The 25,445-nt window shown below is 54.4% G+C and carries 23 protein-coding genes; 16 read left to right on the forward strand and 7 right to left on the reverse strand.

Annotated elements, in window-relative coordinates:
* Positions 1 to 2 precede the first annotated feature (2 nt).
* Genes atpB through HF679_RS18330 form a run of 8 tightly spaced genes read left to right on the forward strand, consistent with a single transcriptional unit; the run spans position 3 to position 6,495 of the window.
* On the forward strand, positions 3 to 818 hold the full coding sequence (gene atpB / locus HF679_RS18295) for a F0F1 ATP synthase subunit A (protein WP_123756967.1): 816 nt from the start codon (positions 3 to 5) through the stop codon (positions 816 to 818).
* Between the two features lie 47 nt (positions 819 to 865).
* Complete coding sequence (atpE, locus tag HF679_RS18300; RefSeq protein ID WP_000429386.1) at positions 866 to 1,105, forward strand: F0F1 ATP synthase subunit C; 240 nt, start codon at positions 866 to 868, stop codon at positions 1,103 to 1,105.
* 54 nt (positions 1,106 to 1,159) lie between these two features.
* Positions 1,160 to 1,630 (forward strand): F0F1 ATP synthase subunit B, encoded by a 471-nt coding sequence (gene atpF, locus HF679_RS18305; RefSeq protein WP_004869221.1) that lies wholly within the window; start codon positions 1,160 to 1,162, stop codon positions 1,628 to 1,630.
* A 14-nt stretch (positions 1,631 to 1,644) separates the two neighbouring features.
* On the forward strand, positions 1,645 to 2,178 hold the full coding sequence (gene atpH, locus HF679_RS18310; protein WP_123756968.1) for a F0F1 ATP synthase subunit delta: 534 nt from the start codon (positions 1,645 to 1,647) through the stop codon (positions 2,176 to 2,178).
* Positions 2,179 to 2,190: 12 nt separating this feature from the next.
* On the forward strand, positions 2,191 to 3,732 hold the full coding sequence (gene atpA / locus HF679_RS18315) for a F0F1 ATP synthase subunit alpha (RefSeq protein ID WP_123756969.1): 1,542 nt from the start codon (positions 2,191 to 2,193) through the stop codon (positions 3,730 to 3,732).
* A gap of 50 nt (positions 3,733 to 3,782) precedes the next feature.
* Complete coding sequence (gene atpG / locus HF679_RS18320; protein ID WP_123756970.1) at positions 3,783 to 4,646, forward strand: F0F1 ATP synthase subunit gamma; 864 nt, start codon at positions 3,783 to 3,785, stop codon at positions 4,644 to 4,646.
* Between the two features lie 26 nt (positions 4,647 to 4,672).
* Positions 4,673 to 6,055, forward strand: coding sequence for a F0F1 ATP synthase subunit beta (gene atpD / locus HF679_RS18325; protein WP_004869217.1), 1,383 nt, complete (start codon positions 4,673 to 4,675; stop codon positions 6,053 to 6,055).
* A 20-nt stretch (positions 6,056 to 6,075) separates the two neighbouring features.
* Positions 6,076 to 6,495 carry a F0F1 ATP synthase subunit epsilon gene (locus HF679_RS18330; RefSeq protein ID WP_123756971.1) on the forward strand — a complete coding sequence of 140 codons (420 nt, stop codon included), beginning with the start codon at positions 6,076 to 6,078 and terminating at the stop codon, positions 6,493 to 6,495.
* A gap of 422 nt (positions 6,496 to 6,917) precedes the next feature.
* Here the strand turns inward: HF679_RS18330 and HF679_RS18335 are convergent, their stop codons facing one another.
* Positions 6,918 to 9,089 carry a right-handed parallel beta-helix repeat-containing protein gene (locus HF679_RS18335; RefSeq protein ID WP_154144403.1) on the reverse strand — a complete coding sequence of 724 codons (2,172 nt, stop codon included), beginning with the start codon at positions 9,087 to 9,089 and terminating at the stop codon, positions 6,918 to 6,920.
* Positions 9,090 to 9,435: 346 nt separating this feature from the next.
* Here HF679_RS18335 and glmU point away from each other — a divergent pair, with 346 nt between their 5' ends.
* From glmU to phoU, 7 genes are all read left to right on the forward strand, one after another.
* Complete coding sequence (gene glmU, locus HF679_RS18340) at positions 9,436 to 10,806, forward strand: bifunctional UDP-N-acetylglucosamine diphosphorylase/glucosamine-1-phosphate N-acetyltransferase GlmU (protein WP_123756973.1); 1,371 nt, start codon at positions 9,436 to 9,438, stop codon at positions 10,804 to 10,806.
* 308 nt (positions 10,807 to 11,114) lie between these two features.
* On the forward strand, positions 11,115 to 12,944 hold the full coding sequence (gene glmS, locus HF679_RS18345) for a glutamine--fructose-6-phosphate transaminase (isomerizing) (protein WP_154144401.1): 1,830 nt from the start codon (positions 11,115 to 11,117) through the stop codon (positions 12,942 to 12,944).
* A 341-nt stretch (positions 12,945 to 13,285) separates the two neighbouring features.
* The gene (pstS, locus tag HF679_RS18350; RefSeq protein ID WP_123756975.1) at positions 13,286 to 14,326 is read left to right on the forward strand and encodes a phosphate ABC transporter substrate-binding protein PstS; all 1,041 of its coding nucleotides are present in this window, start codon (positions 13,286 to 13,288) and stop codon (positions 14,324 to 14,326) included.
* A 125-nt stretch (positions 14,327 to 14,451) separates the two neighbouring features.
* Positions 14,452 to 15,411 (forward strand): phosphate ABC transporter permease PstC, encoded by a 960-nt coding sequence (gene pstC, locus HF679_RS18355; protein ID WP_123756976.1) that lies wholly within the window; start codon positions 14,452 to 14,454, stop codon positions 15,409 to 15,411.
* A complete protein-coding gene (gene pstA, locus HF679_RS18360) occupies positions 15,411 to 16,301 on the forward strand; it encodes a phosphate ABC transporter permease PstA (RefSeq protein ID WP_123756977.1) in 891 nt (296 codons plus the stop codon). The genes pstC and pstA overlap by 1 nt, the downstream gene beginning before the upstream one ends.
* A gap of 45 nt (positions 16,302 to 16,346) precedes the next feature.
* Positions 16,347 to 17,120: a phosphate ABC transporter ATP-binding protein PstB gene (gene pstB, locus HF679_RS18365; protein ID WP_123756978.1), complete on the forward strand. Its 774-nt coding sequence runs from the start codon at positions 16,347 to 16,349 to the stop codon at positions 17,118 to 17,120.
* Between the two features lie 136 nt (positions 17,121 to 17,256).
* Complete coding sequence (phoU, locus tag HF679_RS18370; protein WP_123756979.1) at positions 17,257 to 17,982, forward strand: phosphate signaling complex protein PhoU; 726 nt, start codon at positions 17,257 to 17,259, stop codon at positions 17,980 to 17,982.
* 57 nt (positions 17,983 to 18,039) lie between these two features.
* Here phoU and yieH read toward each other — a convergent pair whose 3' ends face one another.
* On the reverse strand, positions 18,040 to 18,705 hold the full coding sequence (gene yieH / locus HF679_RS18375; RefSeq protein ID WP_154144399.1) for a 6-phosphogluconate phosphatase: 666 nt from the start codon (positions 18,703 to 18,705) through the stop codon (positions 18,040 to 18,042).
* Positions 18,706 to 18,875: 170 nt separating this feature from the next.
* On the opposite strand from yieH, the gene adeP reads away from it, so the two are divergent.
* A complete protein-coding gene (gene adeP / locus HF679_RS18380) occupies positions 18,876 to 20,213 on the forward strand; it encodes an adenine permease AdeP (protein WP_123756981.1) in 1,338 nt (445 codons plus the stop codon).
* A gap of 44 nt (positions 20,214 to 20,257) precedes the next feature.
* Here the strand turns inward: adeP and HF679_RS18385 are convergent, their stop codons facing one another.
* The 5 genes from HF679_RS18385 to mnmE form a co-directional block, all read right to left on the reverse strand.
* A complete protein-coding gene (locus HF679_RS18385) occupies positions 20,258 to 20,824 on the reverse strand; it encodes an NADPH-dependent FMN reductase (protein ID WP_187042277.1) in 567 nt (188 codons plus the stop codon).
* 37 nt (positions 20,825 to 20,861) lie between these two features.
* Positions 20,862 to 21,599, reverse strand: coding sequence for a 4'-phosphopantetheinyl transferase family protein (locus HF679_RS18390; RefSeq protein ID WP_123756983.1), 738 nt, complete (start codon positions 21,597 to 21,599; stop codon positions 20,862 to 20,864).
* Between the two features lie 156 nt (positions 21,600 to 21,755).
* Positions 21,756 to 22,715, reverse strand: a complete 960-nt coding sequence (yidZ, locus tag HF679_RS18395) for an HTH-type transcriptional regulator YidZ (protein WP_123756984.1) — start codon at positions 22,713 to 22,715, stop codon at positions 21,756 to 21,758.
* Entirely contained in the window at positions 22,684 to 23,868 is a 1,185-nt protein-coding gene (locus HF679_RS18400; RefSeq protein WP_187042278.1) for an MFS transporter, read from the reverse strand. Before HF679_RS18400 ends, yidZ begins: the two co-directional genes overlap by 32 nt.
* 190 nt (positions 23,869 to 24,058) lie before the next feature.
* Positions 24,059 to 25,423, reverse strand: coding sequence for a tRNA uridine-5-carboxymethylaminomethyl(34) synthesis GTPase MnmE (gene mnmE, locus HF679_RS18405; protein WP_123756986.1), 1,365 nt, complete (start codon positions 25,421 to 25,423; stop codon positions 24,059 to 24,061).
* Positions 25,424 to 25,445: the final 22 nt, after the last annotated feature.

Below are 25,445 nucleotides of genomic sequence, written 5' to 3' on the forward strand. Positions count from 1 at the left end.
TCATGGCTGCAGAAAATATGACGCCGCAGGAATACATAGGTCACCATCTGAACAACCTTCAGTTGGACCTGCGTACTTTCTCGCTGGTGGATCCGCACAACCCCCCGGCCACCTTCTGGACGCTCAACATTGACTCCATGTTCTTCTCAGTGGTGCTCGGTCTGTTGTTCCTTACCATTTTCCGTAGCGTTGCTAAAAAAGCGACCAGCGGTGTTCCTGGTAAGCTCCAGACGGCCGTTGAGATGACCATTGGCTTCGTCCATGGCAGCGTCAAAGATATGTATCATGGCAAGAGCAAGCTGATTGCTCCGCTGGCCCTCACCGTGTTTGTCTGGGTATTCCTGATGAACCTGATGGACCTGCTGCCAATCGACCTGATTCCTTACATCGGTGAGCACATTTTCGGCCTGCCTGCACTGCGTGTCGTTCCGTCTGCTGACGTGAACATCACCCTGTCGATGGCACTTGGCGTGTTTATCCTGATTCTTTTCTACAGCATCAAAATGAAAGGCGTGGGTGGGTTCGTTAAAGAACTGACACTGCAGCCGTTCAATCACTGGGCGTTCATTCCTGTCAACTTAATCCTTGAAGGGGTAAGCCTGCTGTCCAAACCGGTATCACTTGGTCTGCGACTGTTCGGCAACATGTATGCCGGTGAGCTGATTTTCATTCTGATTGCTGGTCTGTTGCCGTGGTGGTCACAGTGGATTCTGAATGTGCCATGGGCCATTTTCCACATCCTGATTATTACGCTGCAAGCCTTCATCTTCATGGTTCTGACGATTGTCTATCTGTCGATGGCGTCTGAAGAGCATTGATTTTTACCAACATACTACGTTTTTACTGAAACAAACTGGAGACTGTCATGGAAAACCTGAATATGGATCTGCTGTACATGGCTGCCGCTGTGATGATGGGTCTGGCGGCGATCGGTGCTGCGATCGGTATCGGCATCCTCGGGGGCAAATTCCTGGAAGGCGCAGCGCGTCAACCGGATCTGATTCCTCTGCTGCGTACTCAGTTCTTTATCGTTATGGGTCTGGTGGATGCTATCCCGATGATCGCTGTAGGTCTGGGTCTGTACGTGATGTTTGCTGTCGCGTAGTAAGTTGTTCGAAAGAAACCTAAGCCACAGAGTTAATTTAAGAGGTATTGTGCTGTGAACATGAACGCAACAATCCTCGGCCAGGCCATCGCGTTTGTTCTTTTCGTATGGTTCTGCATGAAGTACGTATGGCCGCCTTTAATGGCTGCCATCGAAAAGCGCCAGAAAGAGATTTCTGACGGTTTGGCTTCTGCAGAACGCGCTAAGAAAGATTTGGACCTTGCACAGGCCAACGCGACCGACCAGCTGAAAAAAGCGAAGGCGGAAGCCCAGGTCATCATCGAGCAGGCGAACAAGCGTCGCTCTCAGATGCTGGACGAAGCTAAAGCTGAAGCAGAACAGGAACGCACCAAAATCGTCGCACAGGCGCAGGCTGAAATCGATGCCGAACGTAAACGTGCTCGTGAGGAGCTGCGTAAGCAGGTCGCTATCCTGGCTGTTGCTGGCGCCGAGAAGATCATCGAACGTTCCGTGGATGAAGCTGCTAACAGCGACATCGTGGACAAACTTGTCGCTGAACTGTAAGGAGGGAGGGGCTGATGTCTGAATTTGTAACGGTAGCTCGCCCCTACGCCAAAGCAGCTTTTGACTTTGCCGTCGAACACAAAAGTGTTGAACGCTGGCAGGATATGCTGGCGTTTGCCGCTGAAGTGACCAAAAACGAACAAATGGCAGAGCTTCTGTCCGGTGCTCTGGCGCCGGAAACGCTCTCTGAAGCGTTCATTGCGGTCTGCGGTGAGCAACTGGACGAAAATGGCCAGAACCTGATTCGGGTTATGGCAGAAAATGGTCGTCTTAAGGTGCTCCCGGATGTTCTCGAGCAGTTCATTCACCTGCGCGCTGCCAGTGAGGCAACCGCAGAGGTAGATGTTATTTCTGCCTCCCAGCTGAGTGAAGAACAGCTTGCGAAGATCGTCGGCGCGATGGAAAAACGTCTGTCACGCAAAGTTAAGCTGAATTGCAAAATCGATAAGTCTGTTATGGCAGGTGTTATCATCCGTGCGGGTGATATGGTCATTGATGGTAGCGTACGCGGCCGTCTTGATCGCCTGGCAGACGTCTTGCAGTCTTAAGGGGACTGGAGCATGCAACTGAATTCCACCGAAATCAGCGAACTGATCAAGCAGCGCATTGCTCAGTTCAATGTTGTGAGCGAGGCTCACAACGAAGGTACGATTGTTTCCGTCAGTGACGGTGTTATCCGCATCCACGGCCTGGCCGATTGTATGCAGGGTGAAATGATCTCTCTGCCGGGTAACCGTTACGCTATCGCACTGAACCTGGAGCGCGACTCCGTTGGTGCAGTTGTGATGGGTCCGTACGCTGACCTTGCCGAAGGCATGAAAGTCAAATGTACTGGCCGTATCCTTGAAGTTCCGGTAGGCCGTGGCCTGCTGGGTCGCGTGGTGAACACCCTGGGTGCACCAATCGACGGTAAAGGTCCGGTTGATAACGATGGCTTCTCGCCAATCGAAGTTATCGCACCAGGCGTTATTGAACGTCAGTCCGTCGACCAGCCGGTACAAACCGGTTATAAATCTGTCGATGCGATGATTCCAATCGGTCGTGGCCAGCGTGAGCTGATCATCGGTGACCGTCAGACCGGTAAAACCGCGATGGCAATCGATGCGATCATCAACCAGCGCGATTCCGGTATCAAATGCGTCTACGTCGCTATCGGCCAGAAAGCATCCACTATTTCTAACGTGGTTCGTAAACTGGAAGAGCACGGCGCGCTGTCCAACACTATCGTTGTTGTTGCGACCGCTTCCGAGTCTGCTGCACTGCAATACCTGGCGCCGTATGCCGGTTGCGCAATGGGCGAATACTTCCGTGACCGCGGTGAAGATGCGCTGATCGTATACGATGACCTGTCTAAACAGGCTGTTGCTTATCGTCAGGTTTCCCTGCTGCTCCGTCGTCCGCCAGGACGTGAAGCATTCCCGGGCGACGTTTTCTACCTCCACTCCCGTCTGCTGGAGCGCGCATCCCGCGTTAACGCTGAGTACGTTGAGAAATTCACCAATGGTGAAGTTAAAGGTAAAACCGGCTCCCTGACTGCACTGCCGATTATCGAAACCCAGGCGGGTGACGTTTCTGCGTTCGTTCCGACCAACGTAATTTCCATTACCGATGGTCAGATCTTCCTGGAAACCAACCTGTTTAACTCTGGTATTCGTCCTGCGGTTAACCCGGGTATCTCCGTATCCCGTGTTGGTGGTGCTGCTCAGACCAAGATCATCAAGAAACTGTCCGGTGGTATCCGTACCGCGCTGGCACAGTATCGTGAACTGGCTGCGTTCTCTCAGTTCGCATCCGATCTGGATGAAGCAACCCGTAAACAGCTGAGCCATGGTCAGAAAGTAACCGAGCTGCTGAAACAGAAACAGTATGCTCCGATGTCTGTAGCACAGCAGGGCCTGGTCCTGTTTGCTGCTGAACGTGGTTACCTCGAAGATGTGGAACTGGCGAAAATCGGTAGTTTCGAAGCCGCTCTGCTGGCTTACGTTGACCGTGACCACGCTCCGCTGATGCAAGAGATTAACCAGACCGGTGGCTATAACGACGAGATCGAAGGCAAGCTGAAAAGCATCCTCGACTCCTTTAAAGCAACCCAGTCCTGGTAAAGTCTGGCGGCTTGCCTTAGGGCAGGCCGCAAGGCATTGAGGAGAAGTTCATGGCCGGCGCAAAAGAGATACGTAGTAAGATCGCAAGCGTCCAGAACACGCAAAAGATCACTAAAGCGATGGAAATGGTCGCCGCTTCCAAAATGCGTAAATCGCAGGAGCGCATGGCGGCCAGCCGTCCTTATGCAGAAACCATGCGCAAAGTGATTGGTCACCTTGCAAACGGTAATCTGGAATATAAGCACCCTTACCTGGAAGAACGCGACGTTAAACGCGTGGGCTACCTGGTGGTGTCAACCGACCGTGGTCTGTGCGGTGGCTTGAACATTAACCTGTTCAAGAAAGTGCTGGCAGATATGAAAGTATGGTCCGATAAAGGCGTTCAGAGCGATATCGCAATGATCGGCTCTAAAGGCGTCTCTTTCTTTAGTTCCGTAGGTGGCAATATTGTCGCCCAGGTGACCGGCATGGGTGATAACCCGTCCCTGTCCGAACTGATCGGTCCGGTAAAAGTGATGTTGCAGGCCTATGATGAAGGCCGTCTGGACAAGCTGTACGTTGTCAGCAACAAATTTATTAATACCATGTCCCAGACACCGACTATCACTCAGCTGCTGCCGTTACCGGCATCAGATGATGCTGATCTGAAGCGTAAATCCTGGGATTATCTGTATGAACCAGACCCGAAAGCGCTGCTGGATACCCTCCTGCGTCGTTATGTCGAGTCCCAGGTTTATCAGGGCGTGGTAGAAAACCTGGCCAGCGAGCAGGCCGCACGTATGGTGGCGATGAAAGCCGCAACCGATAATGGCGGCAGCCTGATTAAAGAGCTGCAGTTGGTATACAACAAAGCTCGTCAGGCCAGCATTACTCAGGAACTCACCGAAATCGTCGGTGGTGCATCCGCGGTATAACCAGGTTAATTCGTAGAGGATTCAAGATGGCTACTGGAAAAATTGTCCAGGTAATCGGCGCCGTGGTTGACGTCGAATTCCCTCAGGATGCCGTACCGCGCGTGTACGATGCTCTTGAGGTACAAAATGGTAATGAGAGCCTGGTGCTGGAAGTTCAGCAGCAGCTCGGTGGTGGTATCGTACGTGCTATCGCCATGGGTTCTTCCGACGGTCTGCGTCGTGGTCTGGAAGTTAAAGACCTTGAGCACCCGATCGAAGTCCCGGTTGGTAAAGCAACGCTGGGTCGTATCATGAACGTGCTGGGTCAGCCGATCGATATGAAAGGCGACATCGGCGAAGAAGAACGTTGGGCGATTCACCGTGCAGCACCTTCCTATGAAGAGCTCTCCAGCTCTCAGGAACTGCTGGAAACCGGCATCAAAGTTATCGACCTGATGTGTCCGTTCGCGAAGGGCGGTAAAGTCGGTCTGTTCGGTGGTGCGGGTGTTGGTAAAACCGTAAACATGATGGAGCTGATCCGTAACATCGCGATCGAACACTCCGGTTACTCCGTGTTTGCTGGTGTTGGTGAGCGTACTCGTGAGGGTAACGACTTCTACCACGAAATGACCGACTCCAACGTTCTGGATAAAGTATCCCTGGTTTACGGCCAGATGAACGAGCCGCCGGGAAACCGTCTGCGCGTTGCACTGACCGGCCTGACCATGGCTGAGAAATTCCGTGACGAAGGTCGTGACGTTCTGCTGTTCGTCGATAACATCTATCGTTATACCCTGGCCGGTACAGAAGTATCTGCACTGCTGGGTCGTATGCCTTCTGCGGTAGGTTATCAGCCGACGCTGGCGGAAGAGATGGGCGTTCTGCAGGAACGTATCACCTCCACCAAAACCGGTTCTATCACTTCCGTACAGGCAGTATACGTACCTGCGGATGACTTGACTGACCCATCCCCAGCCACCACCTTTGCTCACTTAGATGCAACCGTGGTACTGAGCCGTCAGATCGCGTCTCTGGGTATCTACCCGGCCGTTGACCCGCTGGACTCCACCAGCCGTCAGCTGGATCCGCTGGTTGTTGGTCAGGAACACTACGACACCGCGCGTGGCGTACAGTCCCTGCTGCAGCGTTATCAGGAACTGAAAGACATCATCGCGATCCTGGGTATGGATGAGCTGTCTGAAGAAGATAAACTGGTGGTAGCTCGCGCTCGTAAAATTCAGCGCTTCCTGTCCCAGCCGTTCTTCGTGGCAGAAGTATTTACCGGTTCTCCGGGCAAATACGTCTCCCTGAAAGACACGATCCGTGGCTTTAAAGGCATCATGGAAGGCGAATACGATCACCTGCCAGAGCAGGCGTTCTACATGGTCGGTTCTATCGACGAAGCCGTAGAAAAAGCCAAAAAACTTTAACGCCTTAATCGGAGGGTGATATGGCAATGACTTACCACCTGGACGTCGTCAGCGCAGAGAAACAAATGTTCTCTGGTCTGGTCGAAAAAATCCAGGTAACGGGTAGTGAAGGTGAACTGGGTATTTACCCGGGTCACGCACCGCTGCTCACCGCCATTAAGCCTGGTATGATTCGCATCGTTAAACAGCACGGTCATGAAGAGTTTATCTACCTGTCTGGCGGCATTCTTGAAGTGCAGCCTGGTAGCACGACCGTTCTGGCTGATACGGCAATTCGTGGCCAGGATCTCGACGAAGCGCGAGCCCTGGAATCGAAGCGTAAAGCCGAAGAGCATATCAATAGCTCTCACGGCGACGTAGATTACGCTCAGGCGTCTGCGGAACTGGCCAAAGCGATCGCCAAACTGCGCGTTATCGAGTTGACCAAAAAAGCGATGTAACACCGGCTTGAAAGTTAAAAAGCCAGTCTGGTTTCCAGGCTGGTTTTTTTTATGGTTCCGTTTCAGAAAAGATGAAACTAAAAAGCGAGTTCAATATTTTTGTGATGAATGTCTCATTTTTGTTGATCGATTAAAAAATGAGGCGTAGACTTGGTTTTGTGATGTGAGTCACAAAAATAACCCATCAAAATTAATCGCTATCCAGGAAGTCATCATGAAACTGATCAATAAAATCGTCGCTTTCTTCAGTGCTATGAACGTTACCTTTGGTACTTTCAACAACTGAGAATAAAACTTTCCAGACTGCATTTGCGCTGTCCCGCTAACTAAAACGACAACACATGCGGTGTAAAGCAGAAAAGAAAAAAGGTCGCCTGAGGGCGACCTTTGTGTTTGTGGTCTTCCAGAAAACGCGACAGAGACTAGTTGCGGCTGAGGAAGTCCCCGGTAGCAAAGCTCCCGTCATCGCGGCGCAGCAGCGGGTCCGGCAGCGCCAGGGTTTCATAATCGGCGCTCTGAATGGTTTTTCCTTCCGCGTCTACGCTTTTACCGTCACGAATGAAGTAGTTGTTTGCCTCGATGTTGCCGACGACGGCGTCATCATATTTCCCCGGCTGGCTACGCAGCGACAGGTTGTCGCTGAAGTGGCCCTGAGTGTCGGGCTTACCATAAGGACTCGGGCGGAAAATATAGTTAAAGCGCTGGTTATCGACCGCCACGTTATTGACCACCACCAGCTTGCCGGGGTTGAAATTATCGGTGAACCCGTCCAGATGGTTGCCAATCGCAATGCTGTTACGCACCTCGTGCGCCACCGGTTGCCCTTCCCCGCCGAGCTTGAACCCGTTGCTGGTGTTGTTCTGCGCAATTGAATTCTCGATCACCACAACGCCGTTGGCGCCGTCTTCAATCTTGTTGAACAGGTCGAAGCCATCGTCGATATTGTCGTGTGCGTAGCACCCTTCCAGACGGTTCCCTTCCCCGACCCGCATTTTGACCGCAAAACCATCGGCGTTAATCTTACCGGGATCGGCATTATTGAAGGATTCTGAATTAATGACCCGGTTATAGCTGGCCCACAGCGGGCGACCGATCTTATCCGGAGAGGAAATCTGGATCCCGGTATCATCGTTTTGGTAAGCGGTGACGTTTTCGATCAGGTTATGGCTCCCCTGGATACGCAGGCTTTTATCGGTGACCGAGATCCCGTTGATATGCCAGTAGCTCGCATCCAGTAACAGACCGTGAATAACGGCTTTACCGTCGGCCTGCAGCGTCTTACTGCTGTCTTTCAGTCCACTGGCCTGCAGCGGAATGACCGTTTGCGGGTAGTCTCCGGCGGCTAACACAATCTTGCCTCCCGGCGGCAGCAGTTCCACGGCGGTGGAGAGATCGAGCGGAGAATCTGCCGTCCCTTTAGCATCAGACTTCCCCTGAGGCGCGACGTACAGCGTGTTGCCTGAAATGCGCGGGTTGTGCTCAACCGTCACACGTTGCGTCACGGGCTTTTGGCCACCGGCGGGGGTAAAAGCAATCTCAAAGGTACTCTTCTCTTTGAGCGTCGCAGGTTGGGTCAGCATCTCACCCGCTTTGACCTTTTTGTTTTGCCCGATGGTGATTTCGTCCTGACGGACGGTAAAGTCACCATCGTAATTTGCCCGGACCTGCAGCACATAATCGGCACGTTGGCTGGTGGCCCCTGACGCAATTTGCATGACCACCGGCCAGGCTTTGGCAACATACGGTTTCGAGACCACAGTTTGGGCGGGAGAGGTCACCAGGGAGGCGTTACTGACGGTTATCTTCGCGTTACGTGATGCAAAAAAGCCGACATAGTAGTTATCTTTATCCTGCCGGGTAACCAGATCGGCATGCGGTACGTTTTGGCTAACCCAGGCATCGCTGCCGACCGGCGCCCACGACGTGATAAACCCCTCGTTGGTGCGTTCCAGTCGCAGCTGGAATTCAGGCGTCTGCTTCACATCAACGTTTTCTTTATAACTCAGCTTATTGATAGAAGAGCCTGCGTTCCCCCATGGCTGGGTAATCCCGTCACGAGTGATAGCCTGCAGCTTCACGCGGTCATGATCTTTTTTATCCTGCGTCATGATGGCGTTCATGACCATATTGGAGGCTGCCGGAAACTCTTCGTAACCAACCATTAAAGGCTGGTGACGCGGATTGCCGATGACATCACGCACCAGCAGGCCGGCCCCTTCCTGTGCCGCCGGCAGGGCGCCGTTTTCCGGGCCAAACTGATCGACCTTCACCGTTGCCTGCAGGACAAAGTTCTCGCCTGACGGTAGCTCGGTATAAAAGAAGGTCAGGCCATCGTGTGAGTTGGCAATTTTTCCGCCACGGCTTTCAATGGTGACCGGCGCGCTGAGATCGGCAACATCTTGTGGGGTCAGCTTTTTTCCCGCGATGGTCACATCGTTGACGCCGATTTTATCTGTCAGCACGTTAGAAGAAAAATTAACGTCAGTCGATTGACCAAACGCGATGCCTCGCCAGAGATGTTGCTCGTCAGCCTGCAGCGGCAATGCGATAATTGTGCTGCAAAGGGCTAATGCCAAAGGTATTTTGTTATTCATTTTTTGCTCCTGGGTAAATATTGACCAGCATTATCATGATAATGAAATGGCGTTTCTATTTACCGCGTCACAATAAGTGAATATTGAAATATCGTTTTATTTTTTAACGTGAGCTTTATTCATTCATCGAAAAAACAAGAAAAGCAGTGAGATAGCAGCCTTTTATCTCCTTTATTATGTTTTTTAGGAGATAAACTCATTTGCAGTGGTGAAAAATAGCGCCATAAAATGGTGTATATCGTTGAGCCAGGGCGTTTTCTCCTCGTCTCGTTTCATGATGAAAAATATGTAGATATTTCAACGTGAAAGGCTTTTACTTTTCGTTCTAACAGCTGTCAGGATGCGTATGTCAAACAGTGCGATGAGCGTGGTTATCCTTGCCGCAGGCAAAGGGACCCGCATGTATTCCGATCTTCCTAAGGTGCTGCACTCCCTGGCCGGGAAGCCAATGGTGCAACATGTTATTGATGCTACTAAAGATTTAGGCGCCACCGCCGTACATCTGGTGTACGGACACGGCGGCGATCTGCTGCGTCAGACGTTGCATGAAGACAATCTCAACTGGGTCTTACAGGCCGAACAGCTCGGTACTGGTCATGCGATGCAGCAGGCGGCGCCGTTCTTCCGTGATGATGAAGACATCATGATGCTGTATGGCGATGTGCCGCTGATCTCTGTCGATACGCTCCAGCGTCTGCGTGCGGCCAAACCGCAGGGCGGCATTGGCCTGCTGACAGTCAAGCTGGACGATCCGAGCGGCTACGGGCGCATCACGCGTGAAAACGGCCAGGTCACCGGCATTGTTGAGCACAAAGATGCCAGCGATGAACAGCGTCAAATTCAGGAAATCAATACCGGGATTTTGATCGCCGGCGGGGCGGACCTAAAACGTTGGCTGGCGAAGCTGACCAATAACAACGTGCAGGGTGAATACTACATCACCGACATTATCGCTATGGCCTATCAGGAAGGCCGGGAAATCGTTGCCGTACATCCGCAGCGTTTGAGCGAAGTGGAAGGGGTGAACAACCGCCTGCAGCTCTCCCGTCTGGAACGCGTCTACCAGTCTGAACAAGCGGAAAAATTGCTGTTAGCGGGCGTGATGCTGCGCGATCCGGCACGTTTTGATCTGCGCGGAACGCTGACACACGGGCGCGATGTTGAGATTGATACTAACGTTATTCTGGAAGGTAACGTTGTTCTCGGCGAACGCGTGAAGATCGGCACCGGCTGCATCATTAAAAACAGCCGCATTGATGATGACTGCGAGATCAGCCCCTATTCGGTGGTGGAAGACGCTCATCTGCATGCCGCCTGCACCATCGGACCGTTCGCGCGTCTGCGTCCAGGTGCTGAACTGCTGGAAGGTGCCCATGTTGGCAACTTCGTCGAAATGAAAAAAGCGCGTCTGGGCAAGGGATCGAAAGCCGGTCATCTTAGCTATCTGGGTGATGCGGAGATTGGCGATAACGTTAATATCGGCGCCGGTACCATTACCTGTAACTACGATGGTGCCAATAAGTTTAAAACCATCATCGGCGACGATGTGTTTGTCGGTTCCGACACACAGCTGGTGGCGCCGGTGACGGTAGGAAATGGCGTGACCATCGCCGCCGGTACCACGGTGACGCGCGACATTGCCGATAACGAACTGGTGTTAAGCCGCGTGCCGCAGGTCCATAAACAGGGCTGGCAACGTCCGGTGAAGAAAAAGTAATTTTTGGATTGTCGCCGGGTATGAAAATAGTCCGGCGAATCAGGATGAGAGGAACAACATAGTTCCCCGTCCGCAGGCAGTACCATAAAAATAACCCCACTCTCTACAAGGCTCGGGGCGCCCGAAAAGGGCATGACTCAAAGAATGTCGTGTTGTGACAAGGCGGCAAGCGTGAGAGTCCATGGGAGCTTACTTGAGTAAGTGACGATGGCGAGCACGTGCAGCCAACGCAGTCACAGCGTGAAAGACGAGAGTTATACAGGTCGGCGACAACGCATGGCATAACGCCATTATCAGGAAATTTAACTATGTGTGGAATTGTTGGCGCAGTCGCGCAGCGTGATATTGCTGAAATCCTTCTCGAAGGTTTACGTCGTCTGGAATACCGTGGTTATGACTCTGCCGGTCTGGCAGTGGTTGATAACGAAGGGCATATGTCCCGCGTTCGTCGCCTTGGTAAAGTCCAGATGCTGGCTCAGGCAGTCGAAGAGCAGCCGTTACACGGCGGTACCGGGATTGCCCATACCCGCTGGGCGACGCACGGCGAACCGTCAGAAGGCAACGCGCACCCGCATGTTTCTGAACACATTGTGGTGGTCCATAACGGCATCATCGAAAACCACGAACCGCTGCGAGAACTGCTGCAGTCCCGCGGCTATGTCTTTGTCTCAGAGACCGACACCGAGGTGATTGCTCACCTGGTGCATTGGGAGCTGGAACAAGGCGGTACGCTGCGCGAAGCGGTGCTGCGCACTATCCCTCAGCTGCGCGGTGCTTACGGCACGGTGATTATGGATACCCGCGATCCGGCGACGTTGCTGGCTGCCCGTTCTGGTAGCCCGCTGGTTATCGGTCTGGGGATGGGGGAAAACTTCATCGCGTCCGATCAGCTGGCGCTGCTGCCGGTGACTCGCCGCTTTATCTTCCTTGAAGAGGGCGATATCGCTGAAGTCACGCGTCGTTCCGTTGTGATCTTCGATAAATCAGGCGCGGAAGTGAAACGCCCGGATATCGAATCCAACCTGCAATATGACGCCGGTGATAAAGGTATCTATCGCCACTACATGCAGAAAGAGATTTACGAGCAGCCAAACGCCATTAAAAACACGCTCTCCGGGCGTATCAGCCATGGTGAAGTGGATCTCAGCGAGCTGGGGGTCAATGCCAACGAGATGCTGTCTCAGGTTGAGCATATCCAGATCGTCGCCTGCGGGACCTCGTACAACTCCGGTATGGTTTCTCGCTACTGGTTTGAAGCGCTGGCTGGCGTTCCTTGTGACGTCGAAATCGCCTCTGAATTCCGCTATCGCAAATCAGCGGTGCGCCGCAACAGCCTGATGATCACCCTCTCTCAGTCCGGTGAGACGGCTGATACTCTGGCCGCTCTGCGTTTGTCAAAAGAGCTGGGCTACCTCGGTTCACTGGCGATTTGTAACGTTGCCGGCTCTTCGCTGGTGCGTGAGTCCGATTTGTCGTTAATGACCAAAGCGGGCACCGAGATTGGCGTCGCCTCGACTAAGGCTTTCACCACTCAACTGACCGTGCTGCTGCTGCTGGTGGCAAAACTGGCGCGCCTCAAAGGCCAGGATGCGGCGATTGAGCACGATATTGTGCATGGTCTGCAGGCTCTGCCAAACCGTATTGAGCAAATGCTGTCTCAGGATAAGCGTATTGAAGCGCTGGCCGAGAACTTCTCTGATAAGCACCATGCGCTGTTCCTCGGCCGTGGCGATCAGTACCCGATCGCTCTGGAAGGGGCGCTGAAGCTGAAAGAGATCTCTTACATCCACGCGGAAGCCTACGCGGCAGGCGAGCTGAAACACGGGCCTCTGGCACTGATTGATGCTGAAATGCCGGTGATTGTGGTGGCACCGAACAACGAACTGCTGGAAAAACTGAAATCCAACATTGAGGAAGTTCGTGCCCGTGGGGGTCAGCTGTACGTCTTCGCCGACGGCGAGGCCGGGTTCAACAGCAGCGACAACATGCACATCATCGAAATGCCGCATGTGGAAGAGGTGATTGCGCCGATCTTCTACACCGTGCCGCTGCAGCTGCTGGCGTACCACGTCGCGCTGATTAAAGGCACCGACGTTGACCAGCCGCGTAACCTGGCGAAATCGGTCACCGTAGAATAAAACAACACCTGTCGTGACAAGGGCTGCCATTCGGCGGCCCTTTTTTTATCCCTTCCAGCGATTTTTTCATCGCCCTGAAAAAAAATGCCCGGGCGCTGGTTTATGACAAACCGTCATCTTCGACTACGATCTTAAGTGTCATAAAAAGAAAATTTTCCTGCAATGTTTCGGTCACGAAAGAAATTAACATTATGATTTATATTGTTTTTATTTTTCCGCGATCGCCATCTTTTTGGGTGTCATAAAACTGTAATAATTCGTACATTTTACTGTCACCTCTTTGTCCTATTTTGCTCACCATAGCCTTGAAACAACAATTTACGAACCCAGCAGGAGACATTATGAACGTTATGCGTACCACCGTCGCAACAGTTGTCGCCGCGACCTTATCGATGAGCGCTTTCTCTGCTTTTGCAGCAGCAAGTCTGACTGGCGCGGGCGCAACTTTCCCTGCTCCGGTGTATGCCAAATGGGCTGATACCTATCAGAAAGAAACCAGCAATAAAGTGAACTACCAGGGGATCGGCTCTTCCGGTGGTGTAAAACAGATTATTGCTAACACCGTTGATTTCGGTGCTTCTGATGCTCCTCTGTCTGATGACAAGCTGGCGCAGGAAGGCCTGTTCCAGTTCCCGACCGTGATCGGCGGCGTGGTGCTGGCGATCAACCTGCCGGGCGTGAAGTCTGGCGAGCTGGTTCTGGACGGTAAAACGCTGGGCAATATCTACCTCGGCAAAATTAAGAAGTGGGATGATGAAGCGATCGCTAAACTCAACCCAGGTATGAAACTGCCTGCGCAGAACATTGCTGTCGTGCGTCGCGCTGACGGTTCCGGTACTTCCTTCGTGTTCACCAGCTACCTGTCAAAAGTGAACGAAGAGTGGAAATCTAAGATTGGCGCGGGCTCTACCGTTAACTGGCCGACCGGTCTGGGCGGTAAAGGCAACGACGGTATCGCGGCTTTCGTTCAGCGTCTGCCGGGCTCCATTGGCTACGTTGAATACGCTTACGCTAAGCAGAACAATCTGGCTTATACCAAGCTGCTCTCCGCAGATGGCAAGCCGGTTAGCCCGACCGAAGATAACTTTGCTAACGCCGCAAAAGGTATCGATTGGAGCAAATCCTTCGCACAGGATCTGACCAACCAGAACGGTGAGAATGCATGGCCGATCACCTCAACGACCTTTATCCTGGTACACAAAGCGACCACCAAACCAGAGCAGACAGCAGAAGTGCTGAAGTTCTTCGACTGGGCGTACAAAAATGGCGGTAAAGAAGCTAACGCCCTGGATTACGCAACGCTGCCGGAAAGCGTGGTTGAGCAGGTTCGTTCTGCATGGAAAACCAACGTGAAAGACAGCAGCGGTAAAGCGCTGTACTAAATACCCGTCACACTTCGAGCCGCAGCTGCATTGGCTGCAACTCGAATTATTTAGGGTATAGCATTACGTTAGCCTGGAGGCACGGTAAAATGCGCGCCTCCAGGCCCAAACAGAAAGAGTAACTTATGGCTGCAACCAAGCCGGCATTTAACCCTCCGGGGAAAAAGGGTGACATAATTTTCAGCGTGCTGGTCAAACTGGCGGCGCTGATTGTGCTATTGATGCTGGGCGGCATCATCGTTTCCCTCATTATTTCTTCCTGGCCAAGCATTCAGAAGTTTGGTTTTTCCTTTTTGTGGACCAAAGAGTGGGATGCGCCAAACGAAATCTTCGGTGCGCTGGTGCCCATCTACGGGACGCTGGTGACCTCGTTTATTGCGTTACTGATTGCCGTCCCGGTGAGTTTTGGTATCGCGCTGTTCCTGACCGAACTTTCTCCTGCCTGGCTGAAGCGTCCTCTTGGTATCGCGATTGAACTGCTGGCGGCTATCCCGAGTATTGTTTATGGCATGTGGGGCCTGTTTATCTTTGCCCCGCTGTTTGCGAAGTACTTCCAGGAGCCGGTCGGCAACGTACTGTCGACGATCCCGTTTGTTGGCGCCCTGTTTGCCGGTCCGGCGTTTGGTATCGGTATTCTGGCCGCTGGCGTGATCCTCGCCATCATGATCATCCCGTACATTGCGGCGGTGATGCGTGATGTGTTCGAACAGACGCCGGTCATGATGAAAGAGTCGGCCTATGGTATCGGCTGCACCACCTGGGAAGTTATCTGGCGCATCGTGCTGCCTTTTACCAAGAACGGGGTTATTGGCGGGGTGATGCTGGGTCTGGGACGTGCGCTGGGGGAAACCATGGCGGTGACCTTTATCATCGGCAACACCTACCAGCTGGATAGCGCGTCGCTGTATATGCCGGGCAACAGTATTACCTCCGCACTGGCGAATGAGTTTGCCGAAGCTGAAAGCGGCCTGCACGTGGCAGCGCTGATGGAGCTGGGGCTGATCCTGTTCGTGATTACCTTTATTGTTCTGGCCGCATCGAAGTTCATGGTGATGCGTCTGGCGAAGAATGAGGGAGCTCGTTAATGGCGACGATCGAATTGCAAACTACCGCAGAGCTGGCGGAATCCCGCCGTAAGATGCAGGCCAAACGTCGGTTGAAAAACCGCATCGCCCTGACGCTTTCTATGGGCACCATGGCCTTCGGTCTGTTCTGGCTTATCTGGATCCTGATGGCCACCATCACCCGTGGTTTTGATGGCATGAGCCTGGCGCTGTTTACCGAAATGACGCCGCCGCCGAACACCGCAGGCGGTGGTCTGGCAAACGCCCTGGCGGGCAGCGGCCTGCTGATCCTGTGGTCGACGATTTTTGGTACGCCGCTGGGCATCATGGCGGGGATTTACCTGGCGGAATATGGCCGTAAGTCGGTTCTGGCGGAAGTGATTCGTTTTATTAACGACATTCTGCTTTCCGCACCGTCTATCGTGGTGGGGCTGTTTGTCTACACCATCGTGGTCGCGCAGATGCAGCACTTTTCCGGCTGGGCCGGCGTGATTGCGCTGGCGCTGTTGCAGGTTCCTATTGTTATTCGTACCACCGAAAACATGCTGAAACTGGTGCCGGATAGCCTGCGTGAAGCCGCGTATGCGCTGGGGACGCCGAAGTGGAAAATGATTTCCGCGATCACGCTGAAGGCCTCGGTATCCGGCATCATGACCGGGATCTTGCTGGCTATCGCACGTATCGCCGGGGAAACGGCACCGCTGCTGTTTACCGCGCTCTCCAACCAGTTCTGGAGCACCGATATGATGCAGCCGATCGCCAACCTGCCGGTGACCATTTTCAAATTTGCCATGAGTCCGTTCGCGGAGTGGCAGCAACTGGCATGGGCCGGGGTATTGATTATCACCCTGTGCGTATTGCTGCTGAACATTCTGGCGCGCGTTATTTTCGCGAAGAATAAACACGGTTAATTTTTGCGGCGCGGCGAAATGCGGCGCCGAATGAGGAAGAGATTGATGAGTATGGTGAATGCGACCCCGGGTAAACTTTCAGTTCGTAACCTGAACTTCTACTACGGAAAATTCCATGCCCTGAAAAACATTAACCTGGATATCACCAAAAACCAGGTTACGGCGTTTATCGGTCCGTCAGGCTGTGGTAAATCAACGCTGCTGCGTACCTTTAACAAAATGTTCCAGCTGTATCCGGAGCAGCGCGCCGAAGGCGAGATCCTGCTGGATGGCGACAATATTCTGACCAATACTCAGGATATTGCGCTGCTGCGGGCGAAAGTAGGCATGGTTTTCCAGAAGCCGACGCCGTTCCCGATGTCGATCTATGACAATATCGCCTTCGGTGTGCGCCTGTTTGAAAAGCTGTCCCGTGCGGATATGGACGAGCGCGTGCAGTGGGCGTTGACCAAGGCCGCGTTATGGAACGAAACCAAAGATAAACTGCACCAGAGCGGCTATTCGCTCTCCGGTGGCCAGCAGCAGCGTCTGTGCATCGCCCGCGGTATCGCGATCCGCCCGGAAGTGTTGCTGCTTGATGAGCCGTGTTCAGCGCTGGACCCGATCTCCACCGGGCGCATTGAAGAGCTGATCACCGAGCTGAAACAGGATTACACCGTCGTTATCGTTACCCACAACATGCAGCAGGCTGCGCGTTGTTCAGACCATACGGCATTTATGTATCTTGGCGAGCTGATTGAATTCAGTAACACGGACGATCTGTTTACCAAGCCCGCGAAGAAGCAAACTGAAGATTATATTACTGGCCGCTACGGTTGATATGCCCTTCAGCTTTCAAGCGATAACGCGTTGGCTGCCTTTGCTCACCCCGGTCACGTAGTAGACTACGCACCCGGGGATTCGCGCAGTTGCCGCCTTGCTCTCGCTCGAACTCTTTTGGGCATCTGGAGAAATGATGGATAATTTAAACCTTAATAAACATATTTCCGGCCAGTTCAATGCTGAACTGGAGTATATCCGCACCCAGGTATTGACCATGGGTGGGCTGGTGGAACAGCAGCTTTCTGATGCCATCACCGCGATGCACAATCAGGACAGCGAGCTGGCAAAACGGGTTATTGACGGCGATAAGCAGGTCAACATGATGGAAGTCGCGATCGATGAAGCCTGCGTGCGCATCATCGCGAAACGCCAGCCTACCGCCAGCGACCTGCGCCTGGTGATGGCGATCATCAAAACCATCGCCGAACTGGAACGTATCGGCGACGTCGCGGATAAAATCTGCCGCACCGCGCTGGAGAAGTTTTCTCAGCAGCACCAGCCGCTGCTAGTGAGCCTGGAGTCGCTGGGACGTCACACCGTGCAGATGCTGCATGATGTGCTGGACGCCTTTGCGCGCATGGATCTGGACGAGGCCGTGCGTATCTATCGCGAAGATAAGAAAGTCGATCAGGAATATGAGGGCATCGTGCGTCAGTTGATGACCTACATGATGGAAGATTCACGCACCATCCCCAGCGTGCTGACCGCCCTGTTCTGCGCCCGTTCAATCGAGCGTATCGGCGACCGTTGCCAGAACATTTGCGAATACATCTTCTACTTCGTGAAGGGTCAGGACTTCCGTCACGTTGGCGGCGACGAGCTGGACAAACTGCTGGCGGGGAAAGACCCGAAAGAGTAATCCCGGCGATACGGCGCGTGCCGGGCTACAGAGCAGCGTAGCCCGGCTGAGCGGCTCTTAACGCGTGACCTCCCACCCTCGTGCTTTCCACAGCGCTGGCAACTGTGCCAGATCGGTAAAGGTCGTCACTTTTGGATGGTCGATCGGTTTGTTGTGCGGATCGGCGCAGAAGTAAAAGACCTCCATGCCAGCATCGATTCCTGACTGCGCGCCCGCGCTGGAATCATCCACCAGAATGCAGTTCTCAACGTTAACGTTCATCGCTTTTGCCGCGTGAAACATCAGCGCCGGATCAGGCTTCCAGCGCTGGATATCGTAGCCGCTGTACAGTTGTTCAGGGAAATGGTGCAACATGCCGGTTCTCCCGAGCGAGTGCTGCATTTTGCTGACCGGGCCGTTAGAGACGACGCACATCGGCACGCTGACCGCCTCCAGCAGCGTTTCCGCACCGGCGATAGCCTGCAGCTCGGAGTCAAACAGGCGCGCGACTTCCGCCCGATAAATCGGCTCAAGCTCCGGTTTCTGCAGGTTGACGCCGTACTCTTCGTTGATGGTGTCGATGATTTCGTAGAGTTTTACCCCCTTGAAACGTTTGAAGATTCCTTCCAGATCCAGCGTAATGCCGAACGCGTTGAACATGTGAACATAGGCGCGGGAACAGATCACCTCGCTGTCGACCAGCGTTCCGTCACAGTCGAAAAACAGAGCTTCTATTTGAGACATGCCGTTTCCATTCAAACAAGTTTAACGTTTTCGTAATGCGTATTGGTGCCACGCAATCGTTGCCGTATAAGCAAATTCAATGAAAAAAAGTTACCATACAACTGCACCTGGTGTCGCATTTTGGTATAGGATAGCGACGAATTTTCCCTCCTTAAGTTCGGAAACCGATAATGAGTCAACAACAAACCAGCCAGTCTTCTGGCCAGGGTCTGCTGGAGCGCGTGTTCAAACTACGTGAACACGGCACGACGGCACGTACCGAAGCGATAGCAGGTTTCACCACCTTTTTGACAATGGTCTACATTGTTTTCGTTAACCCACAAATTCTTGGCGTGGCGGGTATGGATACCAGCGCCGTGTTTGTGACGACCTGTCTGATCGCCGCCTTCGGTAGTATTCTGATGGGGCTGTTTGCTAACCTGCCGGTCGCGCTGGCGCCAGCAATGGGTCTGAACGCATTCTTTGCCTTTGTCGTCGTACAGGCCATGGGCCTGCCGTGGCAGGTGGGCATGGGGGCTATCTTCTGGGGCGCCGTGGGCCTGCTGCTGCTGACCATTTTCCGCGTCCGTTACTGGATGATTGCCAATATTCCGGTCAGCCTGCGTGTGGGGATCACCAGCGGTATCGGGTTGTTCATCGGCATGATGGGGCTGAAAAACGCCGGCGTGATTGTGGCCAACAAAGATACGCTGGTCAGCATCGGTAACCTGACCTCTCACAGCGTGCTGCTGGGGATCCTCGGCTTCTTTATTATTGCCATCCTGGCCTCCCGCAATATTCATGCGGCGGTCCTGGTCTCTATCGTCGTCACGACGCTGTTAGGCTGGATGCTGGGTGATGTGCACTACACCGGGATTGTGTCCGCGCCGCCGAGCATCACCTCGGTGATTGGTCATGTGGATTTAGCCGGTTCGTTTAACCTCGGCCTGGCAGGCATCATCTTCTCCTTCATGCTGGTTAACCTGTTCGACTCCTCCGGTACCCTGATCGGCGTGACCGACAAAGCCGGTCTTGCCGATGAGAAAGGTAAGTTCCCTCGTATGAAGCAGGCGCTGTTTGTCGACAGTATCTCATCGGTGGCAGGTTCCTTTATCGGTACCTCTTCGGTGACGGCCTATATCGAATCCTCTTCCGGCGTCTCCGTGGGCGGGCGTACCGGCCTGACGGCAGTGGTTGTCGGGCTCCTGTTCCTGCTGGTGATTTTCCTGTCACCGCTGGCGGGAATGGTGCCGGCCTATGCAGCTGCGGGTGCACTGATTTACGTGGGTGTGCTGATGACATCCAGCCTGGCGCGCGTGAAGTGGGACGATCTGACGGAAGCGGTACCGGCGTTTATTACCGCGGTGATGATGCCGTTTAGCTTCTCGATTACCGAAGGGATTGCGTTAGGTTTTATCTCTTACTGCGTGATGAAGATTGGTACCGGTCGCCTGCGCGATCTCAGCCCATGCGTGATTATCGTGTCACTGCTGTTTGTGCTGAAAATTGTGTTTATCGACGCCCATTAATGTGTCGCACGACACCCTCTCCCCGCAGGGAGAGGGTGATTTACTTACGCTTTCACACGCTGAATATGCTCACCAAAGGCGCTCAGCTGTCCGCTCAGATGATCGAGCGTGCTCTGATCGACCACCTCGCCCGACTGCGGGTCAACTTTGTTCTGAATCACGCCGCCCATAAACTCCGGTTTGTTCATCACCATTGCGTCGAGGAACACCAGAATCTGGCGCAGGTGATACTGGCAGCGCGCGCCGCCGATAGCCCCCATCGAACTGGTTTGGATCAGCACCGGCTTGCCGGATAGCGGCTGCTCAGGCAGACGCGACAGCCAGTCAATCGCATTCTTCAGGCCGCCCGGCACCGAATAGTTGTACTCCGGCGTCACGATAACAACGCCGTCAGCTTCACGAATCTGCTGCGCAATATCCTGCACGCTTTGCGGGAATCCCTCTTCCTGCTGAAAATCCGCGTCATAAAGCGGGATGTCGCCAATGGATGGCAGCGCGGAGATCGCCATGTTCGCCGGCGCGATCCCTGGCAGGGTGCGGGCGACCATGCCATTAAAAGACCCTTTGCGCAGACTTCCGAGTAACGTAACAACTTTCAACGTATCAGACATGATTGCTCCTTTGCATCATGATGGCCGGACTGACCGGTCAGTTGAGGGAGAGTGCTTTTTCTACGGGGAGGCTGGTAAAACGCATCAACCGGGCGGCGGACTCTTTTGCCCGCATCTGGGCGTCCGGCAGATTACGCCAGCCTTCCTGATGATGATATTCCCAGACTTTGAGCTGGCCGATGGCGGGGGTGGCGGCAATGGACCACACCAGCACCGTTTCTGCATCGCAGAGGGCCTCTACAGGCTGTATGTTGGTGGTTCGCAGGCGACCCGCGCCGGGCAGTAGCTGCAGGCGCACCGGGTCTTCACCGGTCAGCTTCAGCGCGCTCCGACGCAGCGCTACCAGCTGGGCGCGTGCTTCATCGGGATCGTGCTGGATGTTAATCCACAAGTTCTCATTGCTGTTGAATACATAGCGGTTAGGGTCGTGCAGCGGATGGATCCCGCGCGAGGCGTGCTGGAGTTCCATATCCAGCCCACAGTCGCCTTCGGTGGTCAGCGCGACGCCGACAATATTCCCGGCATAAGAGATGGAAAAGCGCGGCAGATTGGGATCGGAAAAGACCGGTCGGCCATTGTCGTCGGTGATGATATCGGGCAGCTCGCTAATGCCATACAGCATAAACAGCAGCTCGGCGAGCAGTGAACGTGATGCGCGGTAGCGGCTCTGCCGATACTCGGGCAGGCGCTGGGCTGATTGATAGCAGGCCGCTGACAGTCGTGTCGATAGCGGCTCCCTGGTGCTGAGTATCCCTCTTGCAAAATGCGTTGCCATTCGTCGCTCCGTGATTAATGGTCATTGGAAAATTCTGAGGTCTATTATCACCTGGTATTAATAGGTTTTAATGCGGAATTCCCCCCTTGAAAAGGGTATTTATGCGAACTTTACAATTTCTTGCGCAGGCAGGAGAGGAAGAGCAACAAAATCGGCTTATAACGGGCCCTGATAGAGCTGTTTGAGGGTCTCTCTGAGCCAGACGATCTTCGGGTTGTTGCTATTGCGTTTATGCCACAGCAGGGTGAACGGCACGCGCGTTTTTTCCAGGAGCTGAGGCTCCAGCGGCAGCGGGCGCGACACCAGCGGGAGGTGGTGCTGACGGTTGTAGTGATGGCAATAGCGCGGCGCGGTGGCCAGCATGGTGTGATGTGGCTGGGCCGCCATAAACAGCGACTGCTCAAAGCCCGGCAAGGTTAACGCGACGGTCCGTTTGTGCCCCATATCGTGCAGAATGTCATCCAGCGCCCAGGTATCGCTCTGCTCCCAGCTGATATTGATATGCGGGTAGCGCAAAAAGGTCTCCAGATTCCACTCCTCGGCGAGGGCCGGGTGATCTTCACGTAGCCAGACCTGAGGCAGGTCGGTAAACAGGACGTCAAAATCGATATACCACGGTAGCTGGCTTAACTGCTCCCGTGAGCGGGGATGCGTTTCCCGCCCGCAAAAGCCGATGTCGACCTCGCCGCGAATAATCGCGTCCAGCGAGTCGTAATCCCAGTTACGCAGGCGGATCAGCGCCTGGGGATAGCGCTGATAGATCTGCTGCGACAGGGTGTTAAACAGGATCATCAGCAGCGGTGATTCCGCCGCCAGTTCGAACTTCAGGCCGCTTGGCGTGGCATGATGAGGCTTATCGAGGATCTGGTGACCGATCTGCATCCAGTCCGCCAGATCCTGCTCCATGCTGGACATCAATGGCGTCGGTGACAGGCCGAGCGGGGTTTTGACAAACAAGGGATCGTCAAACCATGCGCGCAGCTTGGCTAACGATTTGCTCACCGCCGACGGCGAAACGTTCATCCGTTTCGCCGTGCGGGTCACGCTATGCTCCTGCGTCAGAAGCTGCAGGCAGAGTAATAAATTAAGATCGAGACTCGACAGGGGCTTCTTCATAGTGTTGCGCGACCCGTGCTGGGGAGGTGGCCAGAATCAGTACAAGGCTCACTATGCTACAGCCAATGAGTATCCCGATCAGCATATTCATTGCACTCAGCCCCACAATCGCCGCCAGCCAAATCCACAACGACGAACCGCAGACCTGAGCAATCCCCAGGACGGAGCTGGCTACGCCCGCCCGCAGGGTAAATGGCCCCAGCGCCTGGCTCATGGCCACGCCAAACCCCACCGAGAAGCCGGCGCAAATCAGCGCCAGGCCCAGCAGGGTGACGGTCTGGCTGGTGGCGAGGCTGAGCAAGACACCGGCAAGCAGGAACATCACCTGCGAGGTCAGCATCAGGGTGCGGGGTTTAAATATCGTGAGGGCGAAGGGAGTGGAGAACGACACCATCATGCTCACCAGCGCCATTAAGGCCATCGCCATTGAATATTGCCCGCGATCGAACCCCATCTCTTCCATCATCAATACCGGCGAGACATTCACGTAGGTGAGGATCGCCGTAACGCTGAGGGTGGTAATGGCGATGCGGCTGAGGAAAAAGCGGTTCAGCAGTGATTCAGCAACCGTATCCTGCCCGGCGGTCGCCAGCGAAGGTGCTGCCGGTCGCGTTTCCCGCAGGAGAAAGACCGAGAACAGGCCGACCATCACCCCCATGCCGGTCATGGTATAGAACAGGCTTTGCCACGGGTACTTCAGCATAATCAGGTGGCCCAGTACCGGCGCCAGAACCGGGATAATGCAGGTGATGCCGTTCAACAGCGACAGGACTTTCGCACGGCGGCGATCGTCGAGGGTATCGCGCAGGACGGCGAAAGCGACCACGTAGCAGCTTCCGGCACCGATGCCCTGCATAAAGCGCCCAACCAGAAAGAGGTCGCTGGTATGCGCATGTGCGCAGAGCACGGAGGCGAGAATAAACACCGACGAGCCGAACAGCGCGACCGGCTTACGCCCGGATTTATCGGCAATTCTGCCGGCAAACAGCATCGCGGCGGCCATACCGGCCAGATAGACCGAGAACGCGATATGCAGCTGCGCTTCGCTGGCACCGAGATCCTGCGCAATCCGCGGCAGCCCCACCAGATACATATCGATGCCGGATGGATAGAGCAAAACCAGCGCAAAACTACAGATCAGAAAGCGTGCCATAAGACCCCCGGGAAAATAGTGGGGTACAGAGTAATGGCTATTGCATGGCAGCACGAGTTGCCATTTGGACAACAATGATTTCCTGAGAGGAAAAACCCTCCTGCAGATCGCAGGGTGAGAGGGCGCTAAAACGGAAAAACCCGCGTTAACAATGTGTTAACGCGGGTTAGTCAAGACTCACTTACCGCGCTTATTTACCGATACAGAAGCTGGAGAAAATCCGTCCCAGCAGATCATCGGAGGTAAATTCGCCGGTGATTTCGCTTAACGCCTGCTGGGCGAGGCGCAGCTCTTCCGCCAGCAGCTCGCCGGCCCACGCGCCAAGCAGCTGGGCTTTACCCTGCTGCAGATGGTTGGCCGCGTCGGATAGCGCCTGCAGGTGGCGACGACGGGCAAGGAAGCCGCCTTCCATATTGGTTTCAAAGCCCATGCTCTGCTTAAGATGATTGCGCAGAACATCCACGCCTTCACCGGTGCGCGCCGACAGACGGATCAGTGAGTGGCCATTCACTTCACTGAGGCCCAGCGTTTCGCCAGTGACGTCGGCTTTGTTGCGCACCACCGTAATCGGCAGTTTCGCCGGCAAGCGTTCGATAAAGTCCGGCCAGATTTCCGCCGGATCGATGGCGCTGGTGGTGGTGCCATCGACCATAAATAGTACCCGGTCGGCCTGCTCGATCTCCTGCCAGGCGCGCTCAATACCGATGCGCTCAACTTCATCGCTGGCATCACGCAGGCCGGCAGTATCGATGATATGCAGCGGCATACCGTCAATATGGATATGCTCGCGCAGGACGTCACGGGTGGTTCCGGCGATGTCGGTGACAATCGCTGCTTCACGCCCGGCCAGCGCGTTCAGCAGGCTCGATTTCCCGGCGTTCGGGCGACCGGCAATGACCACTTTCATCCCTTCACGCAGCAGGCTGCCCTGGCGCGCTTCAGCGCGAACGGCATCGAGATCGGCGATCACGCCGTTGAGCTGGGCTTCGATTTTCCCGTCGGAGAGGAAGTCTATCTCCTCATCCGGGAAGTCTATGGCCGCTTCCACGTAGATGCGCAGGTGAGTGAGTGCTTCCACAAGATGGTTTACACGCGTGGAGAATGCGCCCTGCAGGGAGTTCAGCGCGGAACGTGCCGCCTGCTCGGAGCTGGCGTCAATCAGGTCAGCAATCGCTTCAGCCTGGGCTAAATCGAGCTTGTCGTTCAAAAACGCGCGCTCGGAGAACTCGCCGGGGTTGGCAATGCGTAAACCTGGCAGGGTCAGAATGCGTTTGAGCAGCAGGTCGAGAATGACCGGGCCACCGTGGCCCTGGAGCTCCAGCACATCTTCACCGGTAAAGGAGTTCGGGCCGGGGAACCATAGCGCAATCCCCTGATCCAGCGGCGTACCGTCGGCATCTTTAAAAGGCAGATAATCGGCATAGCGCGGCTTTGGCAGTTTGCCCAGCACCGCCTGTGCCACGTCGCGTGCCTTCAGGCCAGAGATACGCAGAATGCCCACACCACCGCGTCCCGGTGGGGTTGCCTGGGCGACGATCGTGTCGTTATGGCTCATGATGACTCTCTATGTAAATGTA

It is taken from the genome of Enterobacter sp. JUb54 (genome assembly GCF_014298075.1).
GTDB classification, from domain to species: Bacteria; Pseudomonadota; Gammaproteobacteria; order Enterobacterales; family Enterobacteriaceae; genus Klebsiella; species Klebsiella lignicola.